The sequence below is a fragment of the Hydrogenophaga sp. SNF1 genome (genome assembly GCF_034421675.1).
GTDB classification, from domain to species: domain Bacteria; phylum Pseudomonadota; class Gammaproteobacteria; order Burkholderiales; family Burkholderiaceae_C; genus Hydrogenophaga; species Hydrogenophaga borbori.
The window spans coordinates 4,458,272-4,475,638 of record NZ_CP139793.1 but is presented as its reverse complement, the minus strand read 5'-3'; the positions used below and the strand labels follow the sequence as shown (position 1 = coordinate 4,475,638).

The window sequence follows — 17,367 nt, the reverse complement described above, 5'->3', positions numbered from 1 at the left end:
CGGGCGTTCAGGGCGCCGGGGACGCGATGGGGCGCGCTGGCGGGAACAGGTCCTCGACCGACGCCGCGATCGCCAGCAGCGCGCGGTCCGCGCCGATGGGCGCGTCCAGCGCCAGGCCGATGGGCAGGCGGCCGTCGAAGCCGATCGGCAGCGTCACGCCGGGCAGGCTGGCGTTGCTGCCGGGGTCGGTGTTGCGGATGAAAGTGGGGAAGGTCGGCAGGCGCTGGCCGTTGAGTTCGACGGTCTCGTCCTCGCCGATGGGGGCGGCGGTGCGCGGCGTGGTGGGGAACACCAGGGCCTGCACGCGCGCGGCGCGCCAGGCCTCGGCGTAGAGGGACTGCAGGCGCCGGCGCGAGGCCAGCGCCTGTTCGTACAGCGCGGGTGGGATGGCGCCGCCGGCCAGCAGCGGCTGGCAGGCCGCCGCCACGTCGGGGCTGGCGATGGCGGCCACCAGCGCCTCCAGGCCCACGCCGCGCTGCGTGGTCTCCAGGTAGGCGCGCATGTCGCGCACGAATTCGTACAGGGCGATGGGGAAGCCGGCCGCGTCATTGGCTTCGCCGAGGCCGGGCAGGGCCACGTCGACCAGCTCCACGCCGGCCTCGGCCAGGGCCTGCAGGGCCTGCTCGGCGCAGGCCCGCACGGCGGGCTGCAGGTCGTCCCAGAAGCGCTCGCGCGGCACGCCCAGGCGCAGGCCGCGCAGTGGCGTGGGCACCAGCCCGGGGTCGGTGCCGGTGAGCACCGCGTCCAGCGTGGCGCAGTCGCGGATGTTCAGCGCCAGCGGCCCGGCGGTGTCGCGCGTGCTGGAGATCGGTGCCAGGCCCTGGCCGGGCACGCGGCCCACCGTGGGCCGCAGGCCGGCCACGCCGCACAGCGCGGCCGGCACCCGCACCGAGCCGCCGGTGTCGGTGCCGATGGCCGCCGGCACCACGCCCGCCGCCACCGCCGCGCCGCTGCCGCCGCTGCTGCCGCCGGGGATGCGGGACGGGTCGCGCGGGTTGTGCACCGCCTGCGTGACGGCGTTGTTGTTGGTGATGCCGAAGGCCAGCTCGTGCATGCCGACCTTGCCGGCGATGAGCGCGCCGGCTCCGCGCAGGCGCGCCACCAGCGCGGCGTCCTGGCGCGGGTGCTGGCCGTGCAGCGCGCGCGTGCCGGCGCCGCAGGCGAAGCCCAGGGCGTCGATGTTGTCCTTCAGCGCCACGGGGATGCCGAGCAGCGGCAGGCGCTCGCCCGCGCGCAGCCGCCGGTCCGCCGCGTCGGCCTGCGCCAGCAGCGCGGCCTCGTCGAAGTCCACGTAGATGTTCAGGGCGCGCGTGGCCTGTGTGCGCGCGATGCAGGCCTGCGCCAGCTCGCGGCTCGACAGTTCGCGGGCGTCGAGCGCGCGCCGCAGCGCGTCCAGGGATTGACCGATGGGTTCCATGCCTACTCTCCAACGATGGCCCGAGGCTACGTGGCACCGCCGCGGGCCGCACCTAACAGGATTGCTAGGCCGGCGGGTCGGTGGGCGGGCCGACCCTCGGGTCAACCACGATGACGCCGGCCCCGGGCGCCGCTAGGCTTGCGCATGCTTCTTGCATGAGCGCGCGCCATGTTCCTGTCCTCGTCCCAGACCAAAGCCCTGTCCCAGGTGATGTGCCTCGCGGCCGAAGCCACGGACGCCGACCTGCTGCGCGAGCAGCTGGCGCTGCCCATGCTGTCGCTGCTGAACGCCGACACCTACGTCTCCATGGCCTGGAACACCGGCATGCGCCGCTTCGAGCGCGCCAAGGCCTTGAACATGTCGCTGGAGCACCTGCGCTCCTGGGACGACTACTACCGCTTCATCGACCCGCTGACCCAGCCCATGATGCAGCGGCGCCGCCCCACGGTGGCCACGCAGGTGATGCCGCAGTCCGAGCTCTCGCGCACGGAGTTCTTCAACGACTTCCTGCAGCGCGACCGCATGCATTGGGGCGTGAACGTGTACTTCCACGCGGGCGACACCTGCGTGGGCGATTTCCGCATCTGGCGCCACAAGGACCGCGGCAATTTCACCAGCCACGAGATCGAGGCGCTGCGGCTGGTGGAGCCGGCGGTGACGGCCGCGCTGGCGCGCACGCGCGTCGAGGCACCCGAGGAGCCGGCGCCGCGCCTGGCCGACCAGATCGAACGCCTGATGCGCCAGCCCGCGCAGCTGAGCCGGCGCGAGGCGGAGGTGGCCTGGCTGGTGAGCAGCGGCTGCCCCGACAAGGAGATCGCGCGCCAGCTCAAGGTGCAGTTCCCCACGGTGCGTTACCACCTGGGCAACGCCTTTCGCAAGCTGCAGGCCGACAACCGCGCCGGCCTGGCCGCGCGGGTGCAGTGCCTGCTGGACGGCGACCCGCTCGCGCACGCGGGCTGGGAGCCGCGCTGAGCGCGGGTTTCCTTTTGTTGGCCAACCCAGGTATCACATGTCGGGGGTGGGTCCAGGGCAGAGGGCCTGGAAGGGGGACGGATTCCAGGGGAGGCTGAGGTTGGCGGGGCCCAGGTCCCGCAGCGAGGCGGCGCCCATCAGGGTCAGCGTGCGTTCGATCTCGGTGCCGATCAGGTCCAGTGAGCGCGCCGCGCCGGCCTCGCCGTCGGCGGCCAGGCCCCACACGGCGGGGCGGCCCACGAACACGCCGCGCGCGCCCAGCGACAAGGCCTTCACCGCGTCGCTGCCGCGACGGAACCCGCTGTCCACGAACACCGGCAGGCGGCCGTCGACGGCCTGCACGATGCCCGGCAGCACCGAGATGGTGGAGGGCGCCGCGTCCAGCTGGCGCCCGCCGTGGTTGGAGACGATGAGGCCGTCCACGCCCTCGCGCGCGGCGCGCGCCGCGTCGTCCCGGTGCAGCACGCCCTTGATCAGCAGCGGCCCCTGCCAGAGGCGGCGCAGCCAGGCCAGGCTGTCCCACACCAGGCTGCGGTCCATGGCGCGCGCCAGCAGGGCCGCCTGCACCTGGGCCGACGCGGCGCCGCCGGTGCTTTCCGACAGGTTGACGAAGCCCGGCGCGCCGTGGCGCGCCATGCCCAGGGACCAGCGCGGGTGGCTGGCCAGGTCCCACAGCGTGCGCGGGCCGGGGCGAAAAGGCAGCTTGAAGCCGTTGCGCACGTCGCGCTCGCGCATCCCGCTCACGGGCACGTCGACGGTGAGCACCAAGGCCTCGAAGCCGGCGGCGGCGGCGCGGCGCACGATCTGTTCGGCGATGGCGCGGTCGGACATCACGTACAGCTGCATCCACTGCGCGGCCTCGGGCGCGGCGGCGCGCACCGTCTCCAGGCGCGCGTTGGAGGCGGTGGACAGCACGAAGGGCAGGCCCTGCGAGGCCGCGGCGCGCGCCAGCAGCACGTCGCCATTCGGCCGCACCAGGCCGTTGAAGCCCACCGGCGCCACGCCCAGCGGGCGCTTCCAGGTGCGCCCGAAGACCTCCACCGAGGTGTCGACGGCGCGGGTGTCGCGCAGGCAGTGGGGCACCAGGCGCAGCGCGGCCAGGTCGCGGGCGTTGTGGTCCAGGCAGCGCTCGTCCTCGGCGCCGCCGTCCACGTAATCGGCAACGAAGCGCGGCAGGTAGCGCCGCGCGCGCTCGCGGACATCGTCCATGCGCAACCAGCTCATTCTTGTTCTCCTCGAATCCCGGGCCCAGTCGGCCGGCGGCGCGATGGTACGGAGCCGCCGCGCGCCGCCGTATCGATGGCTCAGCTGTTGCACATCGACGCGGGCCATGGGCACGGCGCACAATGCGGCGCACCCCCACCCTGCGAAAGCCCCGCGTGCGACGCCTTGTTCTGCTGCTCCTTCTCGCGCCACTCGCCACCGCCGCCGCGGCCGACGAGATCGGCTCCGTCGACACCGTGTTCAAGTTCATCGGCCCCGACCACAAGATCGTGGTCGAGGCGCACGACGACCCCGGCGTCCAGGGCGTGACCTGCTACATCTCGCGCGCCCGCACGGGCGGCATCAGCGGCGCCCTGGGCCTGGCCGAGGACAAGTCCGAGGCCTCCATCGCCTGCCGACAGGTCGGGCCGATCGCCATTCCCAAGCCGATCAAGGCGCAGGAAGAAATCTTCAGCGAGCGAACCAGCCTGGTCTTCAAGCGCCTGCGCATCGTGCGCATGGTGGACCCGAAGCGGCACTCGCTGGTGTACCTCACCTACTCGGACCGCCTGATCGAGGGCTCGCCCCAGAACTCGGTGGCGGTGGTGGCGGTGGACCGCGGCACGGCGATTCCGCTGCGCTGAGCGCGGTCCCGCGCGCCGCTACAGCAGGCCCGGGTTGCGCTGCCAGACCGAGAAGCTGAGCGCGGCGGCGAAACAGACCCAGGCCAGGTAAGGCGTCAGCAGCACGGCCGCCAGCGGCCGGATGCGCGCGAAGACCGTCATGGTGGCGACGATGAGCGCGACGAGGAGCAGGATCTCGATGAAGGCCCACTGGCCTTGCCGCCAGCCGAAGAAGAGCCAGGTCCACGCCGCGTTGGCGACGAGCTGGGCGAAGAACAGCACGTAGGGCGTCGCGCCCGCGTCAAGGCGGCGTGCGCGCCACACCAGCCAGGCCGACAAGCCCATCAGGACGTAGAGCAGCGTCCAGACCGGACCGAACAGCCAGGGCGGTGGCGCCCAGGCGGGGCGATCCAGGCTGAGGTAGAAGGCCGGCGCGCTGGCCGAGGCGATGGCGCCGACGCCGCCCGCCGCCAGGGTCAGCAGCAGCCAGAAGGCCAGGCTGGGCAGGCGGGAGCCGGTATCCGGGGCGGTGGTGTTCATGGGGGTTGGGGGCAATCGGCGTGCCGGCTTTGGGGGCTCACACCGAGCCGGCGTGTTCCACCACCAGGATGCGCGCGGCGCCGCGCGGATGCGCCACGTGCTCGCAGCCCACGTCGGCGAAGAACACGTCGCCCGTCTCCAGCACCGCCACGGATTCGGCGCCATCGACGCGGTAGTGCATGTCCACCACGCCATCGAGCACGGCGAAGACCTCCTGCCCGTCGTTGACGTGCCAGCGGTAGGGCTGGTCCGTCCAGTGCAGGCGGGTGGTGATGCCGTTCATGCAGGCGATGTCAAGCGCGCCCCAGGCGCGCTCGGCGCGGAATTCTCTTGCGCGGACGATCTTCATGTGGGGCTGCTCCTTCAGGCGCCAGGGGCGGATTCTGGCGGAGCCTGTCCGCCGGCCACAGACCGGGGCGATTTGTCCGAGCGCCCCGCCGGGGTGATGGGAGAAATTGTTCGACACTGCGGGGTCCATGCCCACGCCACCGCACCCGCCCACCGTTCTGGCCCGCATCGGCGGATTCATCCTGGACGCCGCGCAGGCGCGCGGGGTGGAGCTGCCTGTGCTGCAGGCGCGCACGGGCTTCGATCCGGCCGTGCTGCGCGATGCCGACGCGCGCATCCCGCTCGCGCAGGAGAACGCGCTGTGGGACACGGCGGCCGAACTGGCGGGCGATGCCTGCTTTGGTCTGTGGGCGGCCACGCGCATCCGCCCTGGCGCCTTCGACGCGCTCGACTACGCCGTGCGCACCGCCCCGGACCTGCTGAGCGCCCTGCAGCGCCTGGCGCGCTACAACCGCCTGGCGCGCTACAACCGCCTGGTGCATGACCTGGCGAGCTTTCGCGTGATCGACGAGGGCACGCGCGTGGCGGTGGAGCACGGCTTTGCCGCGCCGGGCCAGGTGCCGGGCTGGCAGGCCGGTGACTTCACCCTGGCCTCGCTGCCGGTCGTGGCCTCGCAGATGCTCGGCCAGCGCGTGGGCGCGCTGGCGGTGGAGGTGGCGCACGCGGCGCCGATCGATGCGCGGCCCTATGTGCAGGCGTTCGGCGTGACGCCCCGGTTCGGCGCACCGGTGTCGACGCTGGTCTTCGACACCGCCCTGCTGCGCCGGCCGCTGCCCGACGCGGACCCGGGCCTCTCGCGCATCGTCACGGCGCACGCCGATCGCCTGCTGGCCGAGCGCGCGCCCGGCGGTATGGACGGCGGCGTGGTGGCGCAGGTGGGCCAACTGATCGGCGAGCGAATCGCCAACGGGCCGCCCAGCCTGGGCGAGATCGCGCGCGCCCTGCACACCAGCGAGCGCGGCCTGCAGCGGCAACTCGAGGCGCAGGGCACGCGGTTTTCCGAACTGGTAGACCGGGTCCGGCATGAGCTGGCCTGGCGTTACCTGGCCGACCATCGCCTGGCCTTGGGCGAGGTGGCCTACCTGCTGGGCTATGCCGAGCCCAGCCCGTTCCACCGGGCATTCAAGCGATGGACCGGCATGACGCCGGCCGCGGCGCGGCGGGAAGGCCCGCGGCGACGCTGAGGGCCCGCGCATGGCTCAGCGGGCGCGCGCGGCCAGGCGGGCGCGCACGAAGTCCAGCACGCGCGGGGCGACCTGGGCGGCGCATTCCAGGTGCGGGTAGTGCCCCGCGCCCTCGACGAGCATCAGCTCGGCGCCGATGCCCTGGGCAAGCCAGCGCGCCTCGGCCGTGGCGTCGGCGAAGTCGGGGTCGCGTGTGCCCATCACCACCAGGGCGGGCACGCGGCTGCTGGGCAGCATCGCCTCGGTGTCGGCCTTGGACAGGGCCACCATGGCGCGCAGCGCGTCCATGCGGCCGGGTTCGCGCAGGTTGCGGCGCAGGGCCGCCTGGGCTTCGGCATGGTCTGGCGGGCGGCGCAGCGGGAACAGGCTGTTCCAGTAGGCCATCCAGAAGGCCACGCGCCAGGGTCCGGCGAAGCCGATGCGCAGCACGGCCCGCATCAGCGGATTCGGCGGCGCATCGCGCACGATGGGGCCGAGCAGCACCACGCCGTCCACGCGTTGCGGCGCCTGCCGCGCGGCCCACAGCGCGGCACCGGCCGCGAAGGAGTTGCCCAGCACGATCGCCGCATCGACCTGCAGGTGCTCGATGAGCCGCACCACGTCGCGGCCGACGGCGCGGGCCGACAGCTCGGACCAGTCGGCGGAGGATTCGCCGAAGCCGCGCACGTCCAGGGTGAGCACGCGGCAGCCCGCGGCCACCAGGGCGGGGCGCAGCGCGCGGTACTCGCCGCGCAGGTCGCCCATGCCGGGCACGCAGACCACCACGGGGCCCGCGCCACCGGTGTCGTCATAGGCCAGGCGCCCACCTTCGGTGTCGAGAAAGCGGGTGGGCCGCGTGGGGTCGGCGCTCGCCGCCGGGGCGTCCATCGTCGGGGCCAGGGTGCTGCGGGAAAGCATGTCGATCTCGGTGTGTGTCTGGAGGGCCCCAGTGTGAGGCGCGGCGGCCCGCCCGGCGATGACCTCGGGCGCCAGACCCTTGACGCGAGACGACAAGGCGCGGCCTTGGCCTACACGGCCGGGGCCCGGCGGTGCCCGACAATCCCCCCATTCAAGCGCTCAGGAGATTGCCGATGGACGAGACCACCCCCCGGATGACCAACCTGTTCCTGCAGCTGGGGCTCGACGCCGGCGAGCGGGAGATCGCGGGCTTCATCCAGGCCCACCAGCTGGCGGCGGATGTGGCCCTGTGCGACGCGCCGTACTGGAACGAGGCCCAGCGCCAGTTCCTGAGCGAACAGATCAAGGCCGACGCACCCTGGGCCCTGGTGGTGGACCAGCTGAACGAAGCGCTGCACGAAGACGCTGTCCAGCGCCGGGCCGAGCGCGGCTGAGGCGCGCCGCTCAGCCCACCTGGATAGCGGCCTTCACGTTCAGGGCCCGCCGCAGCGCATCGCCCACCGGCGAGTGGGCCTCGGCCCAGTGCACCAGCTCGCGCAGCGTGGCCTCGGGCACGCCCGGCGCGGCGATGCGCACGCTGAGCATCACGTCCAGCGGCCCCGCCGCCACGCCCTCGGCGCCGAGCAGGCCGCGGTTGTCCGAGCGGCTGCCCACGGTCACTTCCAGCTGGTCCAGCTCGATGCCGAGCTGGGCCGCGCGCAGGGCGATCATGGTGGCGTCGCAGTTCGCGAGCGCGGCCCGCAGGTACCAGCCTGGCGTGGGCGCGCTGCCGCCGCCGCCGATGGGCGCCGGCATGTCGGTGATGAGCGTTTCACCCTTGGGGCCCACGGCCTTGCAGCGCAGGCCCGACTCGAGCGTGGCCACGGCCGGTTTGTCCTGGGACAGCGCGTCCTGCGGGCGGTCCGCGAAGTGCTTCGCGAGCTGTTCCACGGACTGGCGGATGTGTGCTGCGCTCATGGGTCCACTCCTGGCGGCGCGGCGGCCGGTTGGGGAACGTGCGGGGAGAGCCGGCCCGGATGATGGCAGCAAGCGGCGGGCGGGCCAAGCCCGCTTGCCGGCGCATGGCCTCGCCCGCGCTCAGTGCGCGCCCGCCGCCGCTTCCGCCGCGGCCGCCGAGGGCGCGCCGTCGCGCCGGGGCACGCGCGTCAGCCACACCAGGGGGATCAGCGCCAGGAACAGCATGGACGACAGCCAGAAGATGTCGTTGGCGGCCATGGTGAAGGCCTGTTGCTGCAGCAGCCGGTCGATGGCGGCCAGGGCCTGCGGCTGCGTCATGCCGCCATTGGCCAGGCCGGCCAGCGCCGCCTGCGCGGCCGGGCTGCCGTGGTTGATGGCCTCGGCCAGGTGCGCATGGTGCAGGGCGGCGCGGCTTTCCCACACCGTGGTGGCCACCGAGGTGCCCACCGCGCCGAAGGTGATGCGCACGAAGTTCGACAGGCCCGCCGCGGCCGGGATGCGGTCGGGCGTGAGGCCCGAGAGCGTGAGCGTGTTCAGCGGAATGAAGAAGAAGGCCACCGCCACGCCCTGCACGATGGTGGGGATGAGGATGGTGTTGAAGTCCGCCTGCGTGGAGAAGTGCGAGCGCATCAGCATCACCACCGCGAACACGGCGAAGGAGAAGGTCACGTAGCGGCGCGCGTCCACCTTCGCGATGGTGCGGCCCACGAAGGGCGAGAGCACGATGGCCAGCAGGCCCACGGGCGCGGTCACCATGCCGGCGTCGGTGGCGGTGTAGCCCATGAACTGCTGCAGCCACAGCGGCAGCAGCACGACGTTGCCGAAGAACAGCCCGTAGGCCACCGACACGGCCATGGTGCCGGCCCAGAAGTTGCGGCCCTTGAACAGCTTCAGGTCCACCACCGGGTGTTCGTCGGTCAGCTCCCAGGCGATGAAGAAGGCGAAGCCGACGATGGCCGTGAGCGCCAGGCCCACGATCAGCGGCGAGGCGAACCAGTCGTGCTCCTTGCCCAGGTCCAGCACCATCTGCAGGGCGGCGATCCACACGATGAGCAGCGCCAGGCCGATGCGGTCGATGGGCAGCTTGCGCACCACGCTTTCGCGGCGGTGGTAGATGCGCCAGATGAAGAAGGCCGCCAGCAGGCCCACCGGCACGTTGATGTAGAAGATCCAGGGCCAGGCGATGTTGTCGGTGATCCAGCCGCCCATCAGCGGGCCCATCACCGGCGCCACCAGCGTGGTCATGGCCCAGGCGGCCATGGCGCGGCCGGCCTGCGCACGCGGGTAGCTTTGCAGCAGCAGGGCCTGCGACAGCGGGATCATGGGGCCGGCCACGAAACCCTGCAGCACGCGGAACGCGATCAGCGTGGGCATGTTGGGCGCCAGGCCGCACAGCAGCGAGGCCAGAACGAACAGCAGCACGCTGGCCACCATCAGCCGCACCTGCCCCAGGCGTTGCGTGAGCCAGCCGGTGAGTGGCACGGCGATGGCGTTGGCCACCGCGAAGCTGGTGATGACCCAGGTGCCCTGGTTGGGGCTGACGCCCAGGTCGCCGGCGATGGCGGGCAGCGAGACGTTGGCGATGGACGTGTCGAGCACGTTCATGAACGTGGCCGCCGAGATGGCCAGCGTGCCCCACAGGCGCGCGCTGCCCTCGAGCGGCGGGTGCGCGCCCGCGGGCGGCGTGCCCGGCTTCGCGGGGGCCGCGCCGGGCGCGGCGGCGGTGTCGGCCATGGTCAGAGCGCGCGCTGGGCGAGGGTGGAGGCGCCGAGGTTGGCCTGGATGATGCGCCGCACCAGCGCGTCGGCGTCGGCGCCGGTGTGCTCGAAGGCCTGGGTGGTGGCGTGCGCGGCGGTGGGCGCGCTGGCCAGGGTCTTGCCGTCCTGCTGGCGCACGTTCACCGTCGCTTCCATCGACAGGCCCACGCGCAGCGGGTGCTGGTCGAGCTGGCCGGGGTCGAGCGCGATGCGCACCGGCACGCGCTGCACCACCTTGATCCAGTTGCCAGTGGCGTTCTGCGCCGGCAGCAGGGCGAAGGTGGAGCCGGTGCCCACGCCCAGGCCCACCACCTGGCCTGTGTAGCGCACGTCCTTGCCGTAGACGTCGGCGGTGAGCTCGACGGGCTGGCCGAGGCGGATGTGGCGCAGCTGCACCTCCTTGAAGTTCGCGTCCACCCACACCTGCTGCAGCGGCACCACGGCCATCAGCGGCGTGCCGGCGGCCACGCGCTGGCCGAGCTGCACGGTGCGCTTGGCGACGTAGCCGTCCACCGGCGCGGGCAGCGTCAGGCGCTGGGTGGCGAGCCAGGCCTCGCGCACCTTGGCGGCGGCGGTCTGCACCTGCGGGTGCTGCTCGACCGAGGTGCCCTCGGTCATGGCGCGGTTGCTGGCGAGCTGTTCGCGCGCGGCGGCCAGGGCGGCCTCGGCGGCTGACTGCACGCTGCGCGCGGCCGCGAGCTGGGCCTCGGCGTGCTGCAGCTCTTCCTTGGAGACGGCGCCGTTGCCAGCCAGCGACTGGCGGCGGTTCAGGTCGTCGCCGGCGCGCGCCACCTCGTTGCGGGCCTTGGCCACGTCGGCCTGGCGTGCCGCCACCTGGGCGTCGAAGGCGCCGTTGTCGGCGTAGAGCTTGCGCACCTGGCGCACGGTCTGCGCGAGCTGCGCCTCGGCCTGTTCGAGCGCCAGCGTGGCGTCGGCCGGGTCGAGTTTGACCAGGGGCTGGCCGGCTTTCACGAAGTCGGTCTCGTCGGCCAGGATGGCCTGCACGGTGCCGCCGATCTGCGGTGTGATCTGCACCACGTCGCCCTGCACGTAGGCGTTGTCGGTGGTTTCGTAGTGGCTGGCGATCAGCCACTCGTAGGCGCCGGCGGCCAGGCCGCCCAGCACCACCACGGCGGCGATGGCGAGCAGGGCTTTCTTGCGGCGCGGGTTGCCGGCGGGGGCGTTCGGGGCCGTTGCGGTGTTCGTGCTCATGGTGAAAGAGGGGTGTTGGGCTTCAGGGTTGTTCGGTGGACGCGCGCCAGCCGCCGCCCAGGGCCTGGGCCAGGTTCACCTGGGCCTGCAGGGCGCGCGTGCGCAGGTCGACGTCGAGGCGGCGCTGGGCCAGCACGGCGGTTTCGGCGCTCAGCAGCTGCAGGTGGTTGGACAGGCCGGCGCGGTAGCGCTGCTCGGCGATGGAATAGGCCGATTCGGCCGATTGCAGGGCCTGCTGCTGCTGGGTGCGTTGCAGGGCCACCGAGCGCGCGGAGGCGAGCTGGTCGGCCACCTCGTGCACGGCCTCGATGACGGCGGCGTTGTAGCTCTCGATGGCGGTGTCGAGCTCGGCGTTCTTGCCGCTCAGGTTGGCGCGCAGGCGCCCGCCGTCGAAGATCGGCAGCCGCACGGCCGGGCCGATGCCCCACTGCCGGGCGCCGCCGCTGAAGAGCTGGTCGAGCCCGATGCTGGACAGGCCGACATAGGCCACCAGGTTGATGTTGGGATAGAACTGCGCGCGCGCGCTGTCCACCTCGCCGCGCGAGGCCTGTACGCGCCAGCGCGCGGCGGCCACGTCGGGGCGGCGGCCGAGCAGGTCGGTGGGGATGGCTTGGGGCTCGGGCAGCGGGCGCAGGCCGGCCAGGCGCGGCGCCTGGGGCGCCGGGTCCTGCGTGGGCTGGCCGCTCAGCGCGGCCAACGCGTGGCGCGTGAGCTGCATCTGCTCGCCGATGGCCTCGATCTGTTGGCGCGCCTCGGGCACGGCGCCCTCGCTCTGGCGCTGTTCGAGCACGCCGTCCAGCCCGGCCGACACGCGCTGCCTGACCAGGGCCAGCATGCCCTCGCGCTGCGCGAGCGCGCGCTGCGCCAGTTCGTACTGGTCCTGCAGGCGCGCCAGCTGCACGTAGCCGCGCACCACGTTGGTGGCCAGCAGCGTGCGCGCGGCGGCGGCCTCGGCCTGCGCGGCCTGGGCCGTGCCCAGGGCGGCGTCGAGCGCGGCGCGGTGCTTGCCGAAGAAGTCGATTTCCCAGGAGCCGTTGAGCTGCAGCGTGGCGGTGTCCTCGACGCTGCCGGCCAGCGGCGGGGGCACCATGCCCTTGGCGGTGAAGCGCTGGTGCGTGGCGTCGAACTGGCCATTGAGCTGCGGGCCGCTGGTGGCGTCGACGCTGTCGGCGGCGGCCATGGCCCGGGCCACGCGCGCCTGCGCCACGCGCAGGTTCGGGTTGCCCTGCAGGGCCTGCTCCACCAGGCGGTCGAGCTGCGGATCGCCGAGCGCGCGCCACCACTGGGGCTCCACCGGCGCCACCTCGGCGGCGGCGCGCGATTCGCTCAGGCCCAGCGAGGCGGCGTCGCGCAGCTGCGCGCTGGACGGCGTGGTGCCCTGCATGCTGGCGCAGCCCGCGAGCGCGGCGGCGGCCAGGGGCGCGAGCAGCCAGCGGCTCTTGAAAGCACGGTTCATGCGCGCTCCTTCGTGGCCGCCAGCGCCTGGGCGTTGGCCAGCATGCGCCGCAGCAGCGCCTTCAGCGTGTCGAACTCCTCGCGCGTGAAGCCGGCCAGCAGCTCGTTCTGCACCTTGCACAGCGCGGTGGGGATGTGTCCGGCGGTGGCGCGCCCTTCGGGCGTGAGCTCCAGCTTCACCACGCGGCGGTCGGCGGCCGAGCGCTCGCGCTGGATGAAGCCCTTCTCTTCGAGCCGGTCGATCATGCGCGTGGTAGCGCCGGTGTCGATGCGGCATTCGCGCGCCAGCTCGGACGAGGTGCTGGCCATGGCCATGTGCAGCTTGAACAGCGGCATCCACTGGGCCTCGGTCAGGCCCAGGGGGGCGAGTTCGCGCTCCACCTCGTTCGCGCTGGCGACGAGGATCTGCCGCATCAGCCGGCCCACGGAGTCGTCCGGGCGCAGGGTGTCGGGGTGGTAGAAGGCCGTGGCGCCGGCCGGGGAGGGGGAGGGGTGTGTCATGGCAGGGCGGGAATTTAACTGCCTAGGCAGTTATTGACCAGGCATTAAATCACTGTGACCAGGGTTTTTCCGGCCGGCGGGCGGCAATGACGGCCTTGCGATCAGGGGCTTTCTCGGCTACTTAATGGCTGGCGCGCGGCCGGCACGCGCCTTGCCGGCCGCCACGCCAGCCGGGGGAGGCCCTCAACACCGCCACAGGAGACGCCCATGCCCATCGACACCTTCGATGCCATCGTCGTCGGCGCCGGCCAGGCCGGTCCGGCCATCGCCGCGCGCTGCCACCGCGAAGGCCTGCGCACCGCCGTCATCGAGCGCGCCGAATTCGGCGGCACCTGCGTGAACGACGGCTGCATCCCCACCAAGACGCTGGTGGCCAGCGCGCGCGCCATCCACCTGGCGCGGCGCGGCGAGGAGTTCGGCTTCGCCACCGGCCGGCTGCGGGTGGACTTCGCGCGCGTGATGGCGCGCAAGGAAGCGGTGGTGGCCCAGTCGCGCGAGGGCGTGGAGCAGTGGATGCGGGGCCTGGACAAGGTCGAGGCGATCCTGGGCGAGGCCCGCTTCGTGGCGCCCGGCCGCCTGCGCGTGGGCGAGCGCGAGCTGCGGGCGCCGCGCATCTTCCTCAACGTCGGCGCGCGCGCCGCGCGCCCGCCGCTGGACGGCATCGACCGCGTGCCCACGCTGGACAACCACTCCATCCTGCGGCTGGACACGCTGCCCCGGCACCTGGTGATCATCGGCGGCAGCTACATCGGCCTGGAGTTCGCGCAGGTGATGCGCCGCTTCGGCGCCAAGGTGACGGTGGTGGAGAAGTCCGCGCGCCTGCTGCCGCGCGAGGACGAGGACGTGGCCCAGGCGATCCGGGAGATCCTGGAGCGCGAGGGCGTGCGCTTCGAGCTGGGCGCGGAGTGCATCGCGCTGGCGCCGCGCCAGAGCGGCATCGCGGTGGGCGCGCGCTGCGAGCGCCGGCCGCCGCGCCTGGTGGGCAGCCACGTGCTGCTGGCCGTGGGGCGCCAGCCCAACACCGAGGGGCTGAACCTTGGCGTGGCCGGCATCGAGACGGACCCGCGCGGTTACATCCGCGTGGACGAGCAATGCCGCACCAGCGCGGAAGGCGTGTGGGCGGTGGGCGAATGCAATGGCCGAGGCGCCTTCACGCACACCGCCTGGAACGACCACGAGGTGGTGGTGGCCAACCTGTTCGACCAGGACCCGCGCCGGCTGTCGGACCGGGTCGAGGCCTACGCGCTCTACACCGACCCCCCGCTGGGCCGCGTGGGCCTGGCCGAGGCGAAGGCGCGCGAGAGCGGGCGGCCGCTGCTGCGGGCCACCCTGCCCATGCACCGCGTGGGCCGCGCGCGCGAGGCCGGCGAAACGCAGGGCCTGATGAAGGCGGTGGTGGACGCGCAGACCCGCCAGCTGCTGGGCGCCAGCCTGTTGGGCTACCGCTGCGACGAGGCCGTGCACGGCCTGCTGGACCTGATGAGCCTGAAGCAGCCGGTGGACGGCCTCATCCGTTCGATGCCGATTCACCCCACGGTGTCGGAGCTGCTGCCGACGCTGCTGCAGGCGCTGCAGCCGGTGAAGGACTGAGCGCCCGGGGCCTCAGGCCAGGCCGCGGCGCAGCGCCCCGGTCAGGGCGTCCACCTCGTCCGCGCGCAGGGCGATCAGCTCCAGGGTGAGCACGCCCTCGGCCACGCCGTGTTCCATCACCCAGACCGGCGGGTCCTGCCGCCGCAGCGCCTGCGCGGCGCGGCGCGCCGCCTCGGCGCCGCCCGCGAAGCGCAGCCGCACGCGGGGGACGGGCGCGCCCAGCGGGTCGGGCACGCGCAGGGCCTGCACGCCGGCCAGGCCGCCCAGGGCGTCCACCGCCTGGCGCACCTTGGCTTCCTGCTCGCGCGACCAGGCGCCCAGGTCCAGCGCGCGCCGCTCGTGCAAGGCCGCGAGCACGCCCACCAAGGCTTCCTTGCTCGGCTTCATGGCGCGGCCGATGCCCTTTTGCTGCGCGCGCACCGCCTCGATGAAACCGGCCTCGCCCACCACCAGGCCCGCCGTCGGCGCGGCCAGGTACTTCTGCGCGCTCAGCACCACGGCGGCCGGCTGCAGCGCCACCAGCTCGCGCACGCGCAGGTCCTGCGCGGCGCCGTCGATGACCACGGGCACGCCGGCCGCGCGCGCGGCCTCGGCCGCGGCGGCGAAGTCGAACGCCGGGTCGCGCGTGAGGCGCGAGGACACCAGCAGCAGGCAGCCCACCTCGGGCGCCGCCAGCGCGGGCAGCAAGTCGTCACCCGTGCAGCGCTCGGGCCGGCCGCAGGCGCGCACCGTGCCGCCGGCCAGGCGGATGTCGGTGGCCAGCGGGTGGCCGTAGTCGATCAGGTGCGGCGCGGGCACCACCACCACGCGGCGCAGGCCCTCGCTGTCGGGCAGTTGCGCGATGCGCTGCGGGTCCGTGCCCGCCATGGCCGCCGCCACGCTCAGCGTCAGGCCCGCCGCCGCGCAGTGCACCACCGTGCCTGCCGCCGCGCCGCTGAACGCGGCAAGCTCGCGCGAGGCCAGGTCTTGCCATTCGTCGATGACCAGGAAACGCTGCAAGGCCCAGGCCGTGGCCTCGGCCACCGCGGGCGAGGCGCGCGACACGCCCACGGGCGTGAAGGTGCCGGCGGCGTTGAGGGGCTGGCGGAATGGCGGCCGTCCGTGGAGAAAGGCGGGGGTGGTGGTCATGGCAGCTAGGGGATTCCCCAAGAACGATTCGCTTTGTCAATCATTCTGACAAGCCTAGATTGCGCGGTTCCCCTCAATTCACCGGAGACCCGCCATGACCCCCCGCCCCTCCACCGCGCTGCGCCGACTCGGCCAGTGGCTGATGCCGCTGCTGGCCCTCGGCGGCGCCATGCCCCTGGCCGCGCAGACCTGGCCCTCCCGCCCAGTGACGCTGGTGGTGGGCACGCCGGCGGGCGGCGCGGTGGACGTCTATGCCCGCACGCTCGGCGACCAACTGGCGCGCCAGACCGGCGGCACCTTCGTGGTGGAGAACCGCGCCGGCGCCAACGGCAACCTCAGCGCCGAGCAGGTGCGAAAGGCCGCGCCCGACGGGCACACGCTGTGGATCAGCACGCAGGCCATGTTCACCATCAACCCCTCGGCCTACCCGTCGCTGCCGTGGAAGCCATCGGACTTCAAGCCCATCGCCAAGGGCGTGGAGAGCCCGCTGGTGCTGGTCGTGCACCCCTCGGTGCCGGTGGACCGGTTGGCCGATCTGGGCCCCTGGCTCAAGGCCCACGCGGACAAGGCCGCCTACGCCTCGTTCAGCCCGGGCACGCCGTCGCATTTTCTGGGCTTTCAGTTCAGCGAGCGCCTGAAGGTGCCCATGGTCCACATCCCGTACAAGGGCTCGGCACCGCAGATCACCGACCTGCTGGGTGGCCAGGTGCCGCTGGGCTTCACGCAGCTGCAGAGCGCCCTGCCGCACGTGCAGAGCGGCAAGCTCAAGGCCCTGGCGGTCACCTCCGCCCAGCGCTCGCGTTTCCTGCCGCAGGTGCCCACGCTCGCGGAACTGGGCCACGGTGACCTGAACACCACGGTGTGGTTCGGCCTGATGGCGCCCGCCGGCACGCCCCCGGCGGTGACCGACGCGATCATGGCGGCGGCGGTGAAGGCGCAGGCCGACCCCGGCTACAAGGGCAAGCTCGAGGCCCAGGGCTTCGACGTGCCGACCGAGAGCGGCGCGGCGTTCGAGAAGACCATCGCCGCGGAAACCGCGCGCTGGGCGCAGGTGGTCAAGGCGACGGGGTTCAAGGCGAATGACTGAGCGCGTGCACAACGCCGCCCCGGCCGCCCCGGGGCTCGACTTTTTTGCGCAGCTCAGCGTGCAGGTGGGGCCGGTGCACGAGATCGGCCCCACGCCGGCCGGCAACCGGCGCGTCATTCCCATCACGGGCGGAACGGTGAGCGGCGACGGCTGGACGGGGCGCGTGCTGCCGGGCGGGGCCGATTTCCAGGCCATCGTGACGCCCTCGCTGGCGCGGCTGGACGCGCGCTACGTGCTCGAGACCGACGGCGGTGACCTCATCTACGTCAGCAACCAGGCGATCCGCGTGGCGCCGCCAGCGGTGACGGCGAAGCTGGTGCGTGGCGAGCCGGTCGATCCCTCTCAGGTGTACTTCCGCTGCGTGCCCGCGTTCGAGACCTCGTCGGCCGCGCTGGGCTGGATCAACGAGCGCCTCTTCGTCGGCAGCGGCGTGCGCCACCCGGACCGCGTGGACATCGCCTGCTTCGCGCTGCGCTAGGCTCACGCGCGGCGCGCC

At 73.2% G+C, this 17,367-nt stretch carries 18 protein-coding genes; 7 read left to right on the top strand and 11 right to left on the bottom strand.

Annotated elements, in window-relative coordinates; genetic code table 11:
- Positions 1 to 7 precede the first annotated feature (7 nt).
- Complete coding sequence (gene iaaH / locus SOM08_RS21520; RefSeq protein WP_322469715.1) at positions 8 to 1,417, bottom strand: indoleacetamide hydrolase; 1,410 nt, start codon at positions 1,415 to 1,417, stop codon at positions 8 to 10.
- A gap of 168 nt (positions 1,418 to 1,585) precedes the next feature.
- Here iaaH and SOM08_RS21515 point away from each other — a divergent pair, with 168 nt between their 5' ends.
- Positions 1,586 to 2,389, top strand: coding sequence for a helix-turn-helix transcriptional regulator (locus tag SOM08_RS21515; protein WP_322469714.1), 804 nt, complete (start codon positions 1,586 to 1,588; stop codon positions 2,387 to 2,389).
- 33 nt (positions 2,390 to 2,422) lie between these two features.
- Here SOM08_RS21515 and SOM08_RS21510 read toward each other — a convergent pair whose 3' ends face one another.
- The gene (locus SOM08_RS21510) at positions 2,423 to 3,613 is read right to left on the bottom strand and encodes an alpha-hydroxy acid oxidase (protein WP_322469713.1); all 1,191 of its coding nucleotides are present in this window, start codon (positions 3,611 to 3,613) and stop codon (positions 2,423 to 2,425) included.
- A 122-nt stretch (positions 3,614 to 3,735) separates the two neighbouring features.
- On the opposite strand from SOM08_RS21510, the gene SOM08_RS21505 reads away from it, so the two are divergent.
- A complete protein-coding gene (locus SOM08_RS21505; protein ID WP_245981032.1) occupies positions 3,736 to 4,236 on the top strand; it encodes a CreA family protein in 501 nt (166 codons plus the stop codon).
- A gap of 18 nt (positions 4,237 to 4,254) precedes the next feature.
- Here the strand turns inward: SOM08_RS21505 and SOM08_RS21500 are convergent, their stop codons facing one another.
- Both SOM08_RS21500 and SOM08_RS21495 read right to left on the bottom strand, forming a co-directional pair.
- Positions 4,255 to 4,755 (bottom strand): TspO/MBR family protein, encoded by a 501-nt coding sequence (locus tag SOM08_RS21500; RefSeq protein ID WP_116959997.1) that lies wholly within the window; start codon positions 4,753 to 4,755, stop codon positions 4,255 to 4,257.
- A 37-nt stretch (positions 4,756 to 4,792) separates the two neighbouring features.
- Entirely contained in the window at positions 4,793 to 5,104 is a 312-nt protein-coding gene (locus SOM08_RS21495; RefSeq protein ID WP_116959996.1) for a cupin, read from the bottom strand.
- A 127-nt stretch (positions 5,105 to 5,231) separates the two neighbouring features.
- Between SOM08_RS21495 and SOM08_RS21490 the strand changes: the two genes are divergently transcribed.
- Positions 5,232 to 6,287: an AraC family transcriptional regulator gene (locus SOM08_RS21490; RefSeq protein ID WP_322469712.1), complete on the top strand. Its 1,056-nt coding sequence runs from the start codon at positions 5,232 to 5,234 to the stop codon at positions 6,285 to 6,287.
- A gap of 15 nt (positions 6,288 to 6,302) precedes the next feature.
- Here SOM08_RS21490 and SOM08_RS21485 read toward each other — a convergent pair whose 3' ends face one another.
- Entirely contained in the window at positions 6,303 to 7,184 is an 882-nt protein-coding gene (locus SOM08_RS21485) for an alpha/beta hydrolase (RefSeq protein WP_322469711.1), read from the bottom strand.
- Between the two features lie 173 nt (positions 7,185 to 7,357).
- Here SOM08_RS21485 and SOM08_RS21480 point away from each other — a divergent pair, with 173 nt between their 5' ends.
- Complete coding sequence (locus SOM08_RS21480) at positions 7,358 to 7,618, top strand: DUF2789 domain-containing protein (protein WP_116959993.1); 261 nt, start codon at positions 7,358 to 7,360, stop codon at positions 7,616 to 7,618.
- A gap of 10 nt (positions 7,619 to 7,628) precedes the next feature.
- Here the strand turns inward: SOM08_RS21480 and SOM08_RS21475 are convergent, their stop codons facing one another.
- The 5 genes from SOM08_RS21475 to SOM08_RS21455 all read right to left on the bottom strand — a co-directional run bounded on the left by SOM08_RS21475 (position 7,629) and on the right by SOM08_RS21455 (position 13,066).
- On the bottom strand, positions 7,629 to 8,141 hold the full coding sequence (locus tag SOM08_RS21475; protein ID WP_116959992.1) for an OsmC family protein: 513 nt from the start codon (positions 8,139 to 8,141) through the stop codon (positions 7,629 to 7,631).
- A gap of 120 nt (positions 8,142 to 8,261) precedes the next feature.
- On the bottom strand, positions 8,262 to 9,875 hold the full coding sequence (locus tag SOM08_RS21470; protein ID WP_322469710.1) for a DHA2 family efflux MFS transporter permease subunit: 1,614 nt from the start codon (positions 9,873 to 9,875) through the stop codon (positions 8,262 to 8,264).
- Between the two features lie 2 nt (positions 9,876 to 9,877).
- Positions 9,878 to 11,110: an efflux RND transporter periplasmic adaptor subunit gene (locus SOM08_RS21465; RefSeq protein ID WP_116959991.1), complete on the bottom strand. Its 1,233-nt coding sequence runs from the start codon at positions 11,108 to 11,110 to the stop codon at positions 9,878 to 9,880.
- Positions 11,111 to 11,132: 22 nt separating this feature from the next.
- Complete coding sequence (locus SOM08_RS21460) at positions 11,133 to 12,566, bottom strand: efflux transporter outer membrane subunit (RefSeq protein WP_322469709.1); 1,434 nt, start codon at positions 12,564 to 12,566, stop codon at positions 11,133 to 11,135.
- Complete coding sequence (locus tag SOM08_RS21455; RefSeq protein WP_116959989.1) at positions 12,563 to 13,066, bottom strand: MarR family winged helix-turn-helix transcriptional regulator; 504 nt, start codon at positions 13,064 to 13,066, stop codon at positions 12,563 to 12,565. The genes SOM08_RS21460 and SOM08_RS21455 overlap by 4 nt, the downstream gene beginning before the upstream one ends.
- Positions 13,067 to 13,273: 207 nt before the next feature.
- Here SOM08_RS21455 and SOM08_RS21450 point away from each other — a divergent pair, with 207 nt between their 5' ends.
- Entirely contained in the window at positions 13,274 to 14,656 is a 1,383-nt protein-coding gene (locus tag SOM08_RS21450) for an FAD-containing oxidoreductase (protein WP_322469708.1), read from the top strand.
- Positions 14,657 to 14,668: 12 nt separating this feature from the next.
- On the opposite strand, the gene SOM08_RS21445 is transcribed toward SOM08_RS21450, so the two are convergent.
- Positions 14,669 to 15,784 (bottom strand): hypothetical protein, encoded by a 1,116-nt coding sequence (locus SOM08_RS21445; protein ID WP_322469707.1) that lies wholly within the window; start codon positions 15,782 to 15,784, stop codon positions 14,669 to 14,671.
- Positions 15,785 to 15,878: 94 nt separating this feature from the next.
- Here SOM08_RS21445 and SOM08_RS21440 point away from each other — a divergent pair, with 94 nt between their 5' ends.
- Both SOM08_RS21440 and SOM08_RS21435 read left to right on the top strand, forming a co-directional pair.
- Positions 15,879 to 16,871, top strand: a complete 993-nt coding sequence (locus SOM08_RS21440; protein ID WP_116959986.1) for a Bug family tripartite tricarboxylate transporter substrate binding protein — start codon at positions 15,879 to 15,881, stop codon at positions 16,869 to 16,871.
- Positions 16,872 to 16,875: 4 nt separating this feature from the next.
- Positions 16,876 to 17,349 carry a DUF3237 domain-containing protein gene (locus tag SOM08_RS21435; RefSeq protein WP_416186978.1) on the top strand — a complete coding sequence of 158 codons (474 nt, stop codon included), beginning with the start codon at positions 16,876 to 16,878 and terminating at the stop codon, positions 17,347 to 17,349.
- Positions 17,350 to 17,367 lie beyond the last annotated feature (18 nt).